Consider the following 10,726-nt stretch of genomic DNA (forward strand, 5'->3'; position numbering starts at 1 on the left):
TGCCCGAGCGCGCTTCAAGCGCCGTTGATCGCGATCGGCGAGAGCAGGATGACGATCACCTCGCGCGTGCCGGAGGCGTTGAACCCGCCCATCGCGTAGTTCGACGGATGGCCGACGCCTTGCCGGTTATCCTGATCGGTGATCCCCTCGTAGCCGCTGATGACGAGCGTCTGCCCCGACTTCACGGCGATGCGCTGCAGGAAGTTGCGCGTATCGACGGTCGGCAGCTGGATCTGCTGGTTCGCCGGGCCGAACGGCACAAGGTTCACGAGCGACGAAATGTTGCTGTAGAACTGCATCATGATCGTGCCGTCGTCGAGGATGTGCGGCAGCACCGTGAGGTTGAAGCCGGTCGTGATCGTGCCCGGCGTGAGCGACGTCTGGCTGCCGATGTTGACGGTGTTGGTCGTCGAGATCTGCGCGAGATAGCCTTGCTGCTCGGCCACCTGCACGGGAACGGGCTGATCGTTGAGCGTCGTGATCGAGGCCGAGGTCTTGCGGTGCACCGTCCCCTGCGTCGACAGCGCATCGATGACGGCCGTCGTGCTCGACGCGCGGCTAGACGGTGTGATGACCGAGGCCGAGAGCTCGCTCGGGTTCTGGATCATGCTCGTGAACGCGGTGGTGATGCCGAACTGCGTGCCGAGCGCCTGATAGACCGCGTGCCAGTTGATGCCGTAGCTGTCCGCCGCGGAAAGCGTGACCGAGAGCACCGTCACGTTGATGAGCACCTGCCGCGCGAGCACACGGTTTTGCTGCTCCATGAACTCGCCCACGCGCTCGAGCACATCGGGCGTATCGGTGACTGCGATCGAGCCCGTGGCTGGCGACGTGATGACCGAGCCTGCCGGAGAGAGCATCGCCTTGATCGCCGTCTGCAAGCCGTTGTACACCGAGAGCTGCGCGTTCATCGTGATGTTCGCGGTGTTGTCCGACGACACGGAGGGCGAACCGGACGTCCCGCCGCCTCCGCCGCCGATGCCCGCGCCGCCGGCGCCCGATCCGCCCGCGGCCCCCGTGCTGTTGCTCGAGGCGCCGCCGCTGTTGCTCGCACCGCTCACGACGTTCGTATCCAGCTTCGAGTCGCCCGGAATGGCGACGACCTGATAGACGCGCGTGGCCGTGTAGAAGAAGACGATCGCGCCGTCCTCGTACTTCCAATAGACGCCGAAGCGAGCCGACGCCGTGTCGAGCAGCCCGCGCAGCGTGCCGCGCGAATACGCGATGCGCACGGGCGAGGATACGCTCGGCACGCGCGCGGCCACCGTCGCGGCGCTCGTGCTCGGCGCGGGCCCCTGCAGCAGGCCGGGGGGCAGCGGCGGCACGCCGGGATAGGCTCCCGCGCCCCCCGTATCGACCGCGGTCTGCGTCGCGCGCGCGGCCGCTTCGCTCGTGCCCGGCGCAACCTTGGCCGGCAGGTGCGCGAGGCGCGAAATGCGATCGGCGAACATGCGCAGCGAATCGACCGTGCCGTCGAAGCTCGCCGGCTCGTCGAAGAGCTTCGGCAGCGTCGATTTCGTCGCGATCTTGATCGTCTTGCCCGAAAGCCAGAGTTCGTCTTTGACGACGACGTCGTCACTGCCCGGCACCGCGCGGTTGTCGCCGTTCGAGAGCTTGCCGAGCAATTGCCCCGCACGCGCGGTATCGGATTGCGAGCTGCGCTCGATCTTGTCCAGGAGACCGGTGCACCCCGCGAGCAGCGACAGGCATGCGGCAAGGACGACGAAAGGACGACGGAGGACGCTCATCAACTTGCTCCTTTGGGAACGACGCGCATGACGTGGTTGCGCTGGTACAAGACCACCTGAATCGGCACCTGCGAGCCGGCGAGCGCATTGGTCACCTGACGCAGCGCTTCGGCGAGCGTGCCGTGTATCGTGGCCGTCGCGTCGACCTGAAAATCGGTCGGCACGTCCCAGATGAATTGCCAGCCGGCTTCGCTCGCCCAGCGCGCGAGCGCATTGCGCACGGAGCCGTCCGACAGGCGCATCTGCCACTCCGTGCGCTCGGGCGCCGCCGCGGGTACGAACGCCGGAGTCGCGGCGGGCGCCGACGATGGCGCCGGGGAGGCCGGGCCGGACGCCGGTTGCGTGGCGGCGAGCAACGGGGGCTCTATGGCGTCACGCTTTGCGGGCGCGGGCACCTGCGCTCGCGGCGGTGCTGAAACAAGTGCCGGTGCCGATGCCGGCATGGCCGGTGCGGGTGCGGGTGCGGGCGACATCACCGGAGCGGGCGCGGGTGCTGGTGCCGGTGCGGGCGACATCACCGGAGCGGGTGCGGGTGCGGGTGCCGGTACCGATGCCGGAATGACCGGCCCGGCTGCCGGTGCGGGCGACATCGCCAGAGCGGGCGCGGGTGCGGGTGCGGGTGCCGGCATGGCCGGCCCGGCAGCCGGTGCGGACGACATCACCGGAGCGGGCGCGGGTGCGGGTGCCGGTGCCGGCACGGGCGGGACCGCCAGTGCTGCCGCCGGTGTGCGAGCCGATGCCGGTGTTGCGGGTATCCACGTCGAAACGCGCGCCTGCACCAGGGTCTGCGCCGGTGCAATGGCAGGTCCCGCCGCGGGAGCCATCGCCGCCGCGCCCGTGGGCAAGGTGGAAGACGCATTCGTGGCGGCACTGTTCATGCGCGACACCGCGCCGGCCGCCGGCGAGGAAGGCTGCGGCGCGTCAACGTTTGCGCGCCGCGCATGCGCGGTCACCGTGAGCAAACGCATATCCGTATCGACGCGCGCCTGCAGCGCAGGATCGACCGACAGCACCTCGCCGAGCGCGTGCACGACCGACGAGCCGGCGCGCCAGCTCACGGACGCGTCGGCCCATGCGCCCGCGTTCGGCACATTGATGCTGTAACTCGTCGGCATGATCTGCTCGAGCGCGCGCAGCAACGGAACGTCGTGGCCGCCCGTGCGCACGACGCCGCCCAGGCGCTGCCCGCCGTCGACGATTACTTGCTGATCGGAAGCGTGCGCGACCGTGCAGGCGAACCAGACGCCGCACAGCAGCGCCCGAATTGCCGGCGGCATCGCCGCTATCCGGACATTCGCCCTCGGCCGGCTCCGCCTGTTGTCGCTCACGCACCTCGGATGGACCGGGAGTTCTATTTTTTTTGTTGCCACGTTCTTTTCACTCTGCTTGAACCATTACACCTGCCGGAACAAACCGAGCAACGGCAAGCCGACCCCTCGCTTTGTTCCGGAAACGCCAATAATTGCCCTAAAAGCAGCAGTACCGAATGGCGTCCGGAATTCGAAAGCAAGTATGCAAGAAAACAATACCGACTTGTAAGGATAGCTACAGCCCAATGGGTAATTACGGCAAAGTACACCGCACCTTTAAGTAAAAAAATACCCCTGGAAAATCATCCTTTCTCGGCCAGCATGGATGATACAGGCACCGGCGCAAGAATGTCGCCTTCGCGTCACAAGCCCCGCCCAGCATGGCGCTGTGGCAGCCGCCACGTTTTTTTTGGACGTTTCGGCGCGAATCGCGGAATGGCCGCCCGCAGAAATATGCCAGATACAAACATGTGCTATGGCGCCGTTCGCGGGCGAGCCGCCCATTGGGTGCCGTGCACTGCGCCAAACAGCGCACGGCGGCGGAAAACGTAACAAAAAATCATCAAAAAAAGCGACGCAGGCCTCCCGCTCGTGCGTGAAAGCCCACCGCGGCACCGCCCTCTCCGGCAAATGCCGATGCCAAGCCGAAGGTAACAAACCATCACAAACACGAGCCTAAATCGGCCCGCGATGAAAACATGCGCTCACTGCTTCACGAATCGTTTCACGCCGCTTAACGCATCGCTCATTGAATCAGGAGCACGACATGTTCTCGACGATCTACTTCGCCGCGGCCTCGGCCCTCGCTTTCGACGACACCCCTGCGGACGTCGCCTCGAAAATGCTCCAAGGCCAGTTTCTCGACGCTGTCCGCCACGCCGCACGCCATGCCGATACCGACACGGCGCAAGCTCAGCCCGGCTACGCACAACTGCAGGTCTGCGCCGACCTCGAGCTGATGCTCGGCCGCCATGAAGAAGCGGAGGAAACGTATCGCCGCGCGCAAAAAGCCATTCGCGCCCAACGCGACGGTCTGCGTATCGCGTCGTGCCGCAATACCGGCTGGCAAGCCTTCTTCCGCAATCAGTTCAACGTCGCGCTCAGTTGCTTCAAGCGCGTCGGCGAGGAAAAGGCGGCCACGCCGCACCAACGTCTCGACAGCCTCGTCGGTGCGACACTCGTTTCGTTTCATCTGGGCTTGATCCAGGCGGCGTGCCATCGCCTCGGCGAGCTGGCCGCGCTGGCGGCAACGCATGGCGATCGCCGCTGGAGCTACCTCGTGGAGGCGCTGCGGCGGGACCTCTTCGCGCAGCACGAACTGCACGGTGCCGAGCGACTCGCCGACCACATCTACTGGCGCTCGGCGATCGGGGAGTTCGAGTCGAGCGAGGCACCGGTACCCGGCTCGCAACCCACCGGGACCGTGCTGCCGCTGCTGGCCGAACGACTCTCGCACCTGAACCGGCTCGTTTCGTTGGCCGACGGCCGGACGAGCGCGGGCGAAACGCTCAAGCAATACGTGAGCTGGAGCCGCCAGGCCGGCCTCAACGATTATCACCGCAGCCTGTGCCTCGAAATCACGTTGGCCGCGATCGCCGGCCACGCGACGCCGTTGGCCGAAGCGATGCTCGATGCGTCCGGCGCGGCGAATTCGCAAGGCAGCCAGCATGCGCGCTGGTACCTCGACTACCTCTACTGCCGCGCGAAGATCATGCAGCAGCAGATGCGCACACAGGAATTCGCACAGTTCTACGGCCGCTACGCGCTCGCGTCGATTCAGCACGTGCGCGCGGACATGTCGATGCCCGCCGCCGCGGCCGATCACATGCAGGCATCGCGCACGGCGCAGCGCTCCGACGACGTGAGCGCCCGCCTGCCGGCGAAATACCGCCGCGCCTATCGCTACCTGATGGACAACCTCGACCAAAAGGACCTTTCGGTGCGCGAAGTGGCATCGCATGTGGGTGTGACCGAGCGCGCGATGCAGGCAGCGTTCAAGAACCACCTCGGGCTGTCGCCGAGCGAGCTGATCCGGCGCCAGCGGATGGAGCGCATTCGCGACGACCTGCTCGACGACGGCGCACCGGCCACGCGCGTGCTCGACGTCGCGAACAAGTGGGGGGTGCGCCATCGTTCGACGCTGATCAACGGCTACCGGCGCGTGTTCCAGGAAGCGCCCTCGGAGACGATGGGCCGCTGAGGGCAGCGGTGTGCGGCGCCAAAGCGCCTGCACCACCGATCGGTAACACGGCCGGTCCGCGGCTTTTTTCCGCCAACGCCGTCCGACGAAACGCACACGCGTGGGTCGGACGGCGTTTTCATTCACACGTCGGTGCGAAGCGATTCCCGCACCGCTTCTCTTACCGGATGATCCATGATGCGACTATTCACGCCCAAGCCGGCGCTCGCGCTGGCGCTTGCCGTTCTGTCCGCGCGGCCCGCAGAAGTGCGCGCGCAGACCGCCGACTGCTTTGCGGCGGCCGCAGCCTATCAACATGTGAGCCCCGTCGTGCTGCGCGCGATCGCGTGGCAAGAATCGCATGGCAACGCGAACGCGCTCCATCGCAACCGGAACGGTTCGACCGATTACGGCATGATGCAGATCAACTCGATTCACCTTCCGCTGCTGTCGCGCTACGGCGTCTCGGCCGACGACCTCATGAACCCATGCTTGAGCGTGTACGTGGCTGCGTGGCACCTGCACAAGATGATGGTCAAGTACGGAAATAACTGGGCGGCGATCGGTGCCTACCATTCGGAGACACCTGCCGAGCGCGACCGCTACGCGCGTTCGGTGCAAAGCATCGTCGAACGCATGAAGCTGGCGGATGACGGACAGTAGGACGAGCAGGGGCAGCCGGGGAGACCCGGCTGCCCGCGAACGTCATCAAGAGAGAAAGGGACGTTGCATGAGGAAGTCGTCCCGTATGGCGAGCGCCAAGGCAAGCGCGAAGCGGGGACGAAGCAGGAACAAAGCAGGCAGGAAGCGTAGGCGATCAGACGGGGGCATTCGCGAGCCGCGCGCGAAAACGCGGCGGCCCGCCGTAGCCGTTACTGCCCCTTGGCGGCGTTCGAAATGTTGCTGGCACCCTTGTTACCCACCGACGCCAGCGCCGATGTGAGCTCCTGCGACTGCTGGTTGACAGCGGCCGCCAACGTGTTCGCGTTGTTGAGCCGCGTCATCTCGCTTTGCTGCTGCATGAAGTCGTTTTGCATCGCAGCCATTTGCGTCACGGGATTCCCTGCACCGAGGGCCGATGGACGCATCATGTCACCCGCCGCATGCATTGCGGTGGACGCGACGCCGGGCGGCAGAAAGTGACTTCCGGCATGAAGCGCCGAACTCAGAAACTGTGCACCGACGTTCCCCGCGCGCCCCGGCAGGCTGGCAAAGTTGCGCGGCGGTGGTGGCGGAGGTGGCGGCGCGCCGTCGGCCCCCTTGAAGCTGGATAGCCCGTCCAGTTGGCCTTTGCTGCGCGCGGGCGCTTGCTTTTGTGCGCCGTCGGTCGCACCGTTCTTCGTCCCTTTCTCGAACTCCGCGATACGGGACTGGACGAGCCCCGGTCGAATTCCTATGTTGTTCATGGCGAACTCCTTGAGTGACATGACGATTTCCGTCGCCGGCAACATCGCTCGATGTCGGCGCGGTACGGTCCCCGCATCCCACTCACGCGGAGCGATATCGAGGAATGCAAGCGCAAGCTTATGCGCCACGGCATTGCGCAACGCAAGCGACGCGACGCGGCGAGCGAAATTGCGAAGCGCGCATGCGGCAAGTGCGATGAAGTGCGCAAATGGATCCGCAGTCGCAGCACCGGCGCCGGCATCGACGTGCGCTTTTTTGCACGCCACTTCGGAATCGGCAGGCTGTCACCGTTATGTCGTTTTACCTTTCCAACACGAGAACCCACGTTCGCAAAGCGCGAAGACGGAATCGACGGGCGAACGCACGTCGACCGCCTGGACGCGATGAGGCAGCGCGTCAGTCCATCAAGGCCTTTGTCGCGAGGCGACGTCGAACGATCGAAATCAACCGAAAGGAAACGTCATGCCGATCAGCAACAGCACGCAAGTACGGTCATCATCGCTCGACCTCCCGCGCAACGACACGCAGCCCGCGCCGGCCCCGCGCCAACGAAGCGCATCGACGAGCGGCCCGCGCCCCTCCGGCGGCGCATTGCTCGGCGCGCTGAGCAATGCACCCGCCTTTCCGGCGCACACCGGCACCCATGCACCGGCGCAGGCGGGCCCGCTTTCGACAACATCGCAACCGGCCGGGACGGCGCAGCCCCCATCGTCGCCGCTGCCGGCGCCAGTCAGGCGCAGCTCGCTGCCTGCGCGCGCGTCGTCGCCGTCAGGCTCCGCGATCGGCCGCCCAGGTGGAGGCTCACGGTCGTTGCCCGGTTCGGGCAAGCTGGGCGCTCAACGTGCAGCCCTGGATGACGAGGCGGTGCCGGTGCTCGACTTGTCGGGGGGCGGGCAGTCGAGCGAAGACTTGCCCGTACACGAGGAACCGCAGCCACACACGCCTGCCTCGCAGCACGAGAGTGCGGCGTCCGTTGGACATCAGGAGCCGGTGGAAACGAGAGCTGCCGGCAAGCAATCGGCCACGTCGCGTTCGGGCAGCCCGCTGCCGCACGAGAAGGAAGCCTCGGGGCTGACAGCCGCGACGACGAGCGAGGCCGAAACGGAACCCGAAACGTCCCGTTCGGCCGGCACGCTGCCGCACGCGAAAGAAACGCCCGTGCGCCCGGAAGCGGAAACGGCGAAAGCGACCGGAGAAAAACCCGAAACGTCCCGCGCGGCCAGCCCTGTGCCGCTCCCGAAAGAGTCGCCCGCGCCCGTGGAAGAGGCAAGGACGAGCGCTGCCGGCAAAATGCCCGAGACGTCCCGTTCGAGCAGCCCACTGCTGCTCGATAAGGAAACCCCTAAACCCGCGAAAACCGCCAAGAGCGACGTCGAGCAGAAAACCGTGATGACGCGCCCTCACCTCGTCGCGCACGACATCGATAGTCAGGAGCCCGAAAGCCCGCCCGAAGCAAGCGTTTCGAGCTCGTCGTCCCGGGTAGCGCCGGAAACCCGCACGCTGGCCCCCGCCAGGACATCGGTGGTCGCGGAGACCGGGGACACACGTCCGGCATCGGCCGCGGCGGGCACATCGGCGGTCGCGGTAACAGAAGACATGCGTCCGGCGTCGGCCGCCGCGATCAGCACCAACCTGTCGGCCGCGCTGTCCCGGCCGGGGCAGATCCGGTCGTTCATCTCGAACGTCGGCGACATGCTGACTCAGAACCCCTACGGCGCCACGCAACCGCTCAAAGGGTGGACGGCCAACCTCGTCAACGCGTTCAGTCATGAATTCGTCGCAACCGGCGGCGCCACGCTCTTCCGGGAGTTGTGCTCGATGGCGACCGAAGCAGTCCTGGACAAGACCGGCGCCGGGCCCGAAACACGCGGCGCAATTACGGCCTCGCTGTTCACAGCGGCGGCGATGGGCAACCTGGCCGCGATGTTGCACAAGTATCACACCGGCGCCGCGGACAACAAGACCTACGCGGGCCACGGTGCGCAGATCATCGCGCTGATAGCGACGGTGGCCACCGCAGCCTATACCGGCAAGAACGACGAGGGCAACGGGCATCTTGGGCAGCTCGCCGGCATACTGCCTAGCGCGATCAAATCGTACGCATACCTGGCGCGCGACGTGATCAACGTGTTCCGCCCGCTCGAAGGCAATCACGACGCAGGCTACGAGCGCCCCGTCAGAGGCCAGATGCTCAACGACGTTCCGTATTTCGGAAACCAGCTCGCCGTGAACACCGCGCAGGGCAGCTCGCAATGGTCGGCCACGTCCTACGTCGACAGCCTCATTCACCACACGAAGAGCAATGCTGCGATCAAAGGCCTGTTCGGCTATTCGGCAGCGAATGCCGCCGGCGAGGGGCTGGATGCGATCGGGGGACGCGTGGCCTCGGAAATCTCGACGCACGGCTTCACGGGCAAGGCGCTCGATGAACTGAAGACGCTGCGCGTGAGCTGGGGCAAGCTCGACACCTCCGAAACCAGCACCGCCAAGCAGCTCGGGAACAAGGCGGCCGGCGCGGGAATCGCGCGTCTCAGCCTGTTCCTCTCCCTTTATGCCGCCACCGCGGTGGTCAATCACGCCGTGGAGGGTAGAGGCGATTGGTCCGCCGGCACCAAGAGCTTCACGGAGAACGCGTTGGGCGCACTGCTCATCATCGCGGGATGCCTGCCGTTTGCCGCGAGCACGTCGAGCCCGTCGAACCGGTCAAACGAGGGGCGAACGATCGGCGCCGACAACGCGGCGGAACTGAGCGTGATGCGTCGCTCGACCCCCTGAGCACGCGGGCCGCGCCGAGCACGCGAAACGACGAAGGTTCGCGCAGGTGGCCGCATCGGTGGCGCGGCGGCTCGCCTGCCGCAAGCCGCTTGCATCGGCATCGCGGCCGCCACCCGGTTCGGCAGTTCGGCAATCCGACAACGACTTCGCATCCGTCAACGCGCTGTAAGCGCCGGGCAATAAATTAGGTTTCGCAGGCGGCCGTTATCGGCCCTCCCCCAGCAACTGATGAATACCGTCATTCTCACGCGGAGAAAATCATGTCCACCACAGCAGTGCAAGGCTATAACGCCGGCTATCTGAACGGCATCGACGATGTCGGCGGCATCGGCGGCACGAACGAATCGCAGCTCGCACAACTGCTCGAGTTGCTCATCGAAGAAATCAAGCAGATTCTCGATCCCTCCAGCCAGAATTCAGGCGATGCGGGTGGTGTGGGCGGCATCGGCGGCGGTACGCCTTCGTACTCCGCGCCGCCCGCCTATGCCGGCGGTGGCGGCGCCGCACCCGCTGGCGTGAGTGGCGGCGGTGGCGGCCAGGGCGGTGGCGGCGCGTCGCCGGGAATAGGCGGCGGTGGAAGCGGTGGCGGTGGCGGCAACACGCTGCCCAACGTATCGGGCGGCGACGCCGCGCACGCCATCGCACAGGACCTCAAATCGCGCTACGGCCTGACCGACGCGCAGGTAGCCGGCGTGCTCGGTAACCTGCAGCAGGAAAGCGGGCTGAAAGGCAACGTCAATCAAGGCGGAGCGACCGGCGCGCCCTCCGGCAACTTCGCGGACGACAACGCCAACGGTTGGGGTCTTGCGCAATGGGGCGGCACACGCAAACAAGGCGAAATCAACTATGCGAAGGAGCACGGGCTCGACCCGGGCAGCCTCGAAGCCAACATCGGCTTCATGAATCAGGAACTCGACACGACGTACAGCAAGACGATCACGGACATCAAGCAGACGACGACGGCGGAACAAGCGGCACTGGTCTGGGACAAGGACTACGAACAGGCCACCGATCCGCAAATGGAAAACCGCAACAAGTACGCCGAGCAATTCCTCGCGCAAGGTCTCTGAACGCGAGGGCGTCCCCCCCGAGGCGTTTGAAGCTCGCACGATCCCGTCCGATGTCCGGGCGGGATTTTTTTTGTCCGGCATTTTCCGCCGCGCGAAAACACCGCTCGTCGGCAATACACAGACGACCGGTCGCGCCAAGGCAGATCAAATCGCGACGCGATGGTGCTGGCAGCGGTGCGCCGTATTCATCAGAATTTGCTCCGAGAAACCCCGCCATTGATGGCTGGGTTTTACCCA

7 protein-coding genes are annotated in these 10,726 nt (G+C 65.9%); 4 read left to right on the forward strand and 3 right to left on the reverse strand.

Annotation, left to right across the window (positions count from 1 at the left end):
- Positions 1 to 14: 14 nt before the first annotated feature.
- Positions 15 to 1,748 carry a PilN family type IVB pilus formation outer membrane protein gene (locus tag SB771_RS21875; protein WP_175662420.1) on the reverse strand — a complete coding sequence of 578 codons (1,734 nt, stop codon included), beginning with the start codon at positions 1,746 to 1,748 and terminating at the stop codon, positions 15 to 17.
- A complete protein-coding gene (locus SB771_RS21880; RefSeq protein ID WP_175662469.1) occupies positions 1,748 to 3,025 on the reverse strand; it encodes a toxin co-regulated pilus biosynthesis Q family protein in 1,278 nt (425 codons plus the stop codon). Before SB771_RS21880 ends, SB771_RS21875 begins: the two co-directional genes overlap by 1 nt.
- Before the next feature lie 799 nt (positions 3,026 to 3,824).
- On the opposite strand from SB771_RS21880, the gene SB771_RS21885 reads away from it, so the two are divergent.
- Together SB771_RS21885 and SB771_RS21890 are read left to right on the forward strand one after the other, a co-directional pair.
- A complete protein-coding gene (locus SB771_RS21885; protein WP_175662419.1) occupies positions 3,825 to 5,258 on the forward strand; it encodes a helix-turn-helix transcriptional regulator in 1,434 nt (477 codons plus the stop codon).
- Between the two features lie 174 nt (positions 5,259 to 5,432).
- Positions 5,433 to 5,900 (forward strand): lytic transglycosylase domain-containing protein, encoded by a 468-nt coding sequence (locus tag SB771_RS21890; protein WP_126223949.1) that lies wholly within the window; start codon positions 5,433 to 5,435, stop codon positions 5,898 to 5,900.
- 209 nt (positions 5,901 to 6,109) lie between these two features.
- Here SB771_RS21890 and SB771_RS21895 read toward each other — a convergent pair whose 3' ends face one another.
- The gene (locus SB771_RS21895; protein WP_244096869.1) at positions 6,110 to 6,910 is read right to left on the reverse strand and encodes a hypothetical protein; all 801 of its coding nucleotides are present in this window, start codon (positions 6,908 to 6,910) and stop codon (positions 6,110 to 6,112) included.
- A 196-nt stretch (positions 6,911 to 7,106) separates the two neighbouring features.
- Here SB771_RS21895 and SB771_RS21900 point away from each other — a divergent pair, with 196 nt between their 5' ends.
- Positions 7,107 to 9,419 (forward strand): hypothetical protein, encoded by a 2,313-nt coding sequence (locus SB771_RS21900; RefSeq protein ID WP_175662418.1) that lies wholly within the window; start codon positions 7,107 to 7,109, stop codon positions 9,417 to 9,419.
- A gap of 260 nt (positions 9,420 to 9,679) precedes the next feature.
- A complete protein-coding gene (locus SB771_RS21905) occupies positions 9,680 to 10,489 on the forward strand; it encodes a phage tail tip lysozyme (protein WP_175662417.1) in 810 nt (269 codons plus the stop codon).
- The last annotated feature ends 237 nt before the right edge of the window (positions 10,490 to 10,726 follow it).

Source organism: Burkholderia sp. SIMBA_051, from assembly GCF_046534915.1.
Classification (GTDB): Bacteria; Pseudomonadota; Gammaproteobacteria; order Burkholderiales; family Burkholderiaceae; genus Burkholderia; species Burkholderia ambifaria.

Excerpts from the sequence above, each read along its gene's own strand:
- SB771_RS21900 (WP_175662418.1), top strand. The coding sequence starts at position 7,107 with ATGCCGATCAGCAACAGCACGCAAGTACGGTCATCATCGCTCGACCTC.
- SB771_RS21890 (WP_126223949.1), top strand. The coding sequence starts at position 5,433 with ATGATGCGACTATTCACGCCCAAGCCGGCGCTCGCGCTGGCGCTTGCC.
- SB771_RS21885 (WP_175662419.1), top strand. The coding sequence starts at position 3,825 with ATGTTCTCGACGATCTACTTCGCCGCGGCCTCGGCCCTCGCTTTCGAC.
- SB771_RS21875 (WP_175662420.1), bottom strand. The coding sequence starts at position 1,748 with ATGAGCGTCCTCCGTCGTCCTTTCGTCGTCCTTGCCGCATGCCTGTCG.
- SB771_RS21880 (WP_175662469.1), bottom strand. The coding sequence starts at position 3,025 with ATGCCGCCGGCAATTCGGGCGCTGCTGTGCGGCGTCTGGTTCGCCTGC.
- SB771_RS21905 (WP_175662417.1), top strand. The coding sequence starts at position 9,680 with ATGTCCACCACAGCAGTGCAAGGCTATAACGCCGGCTATCTGAACGGC.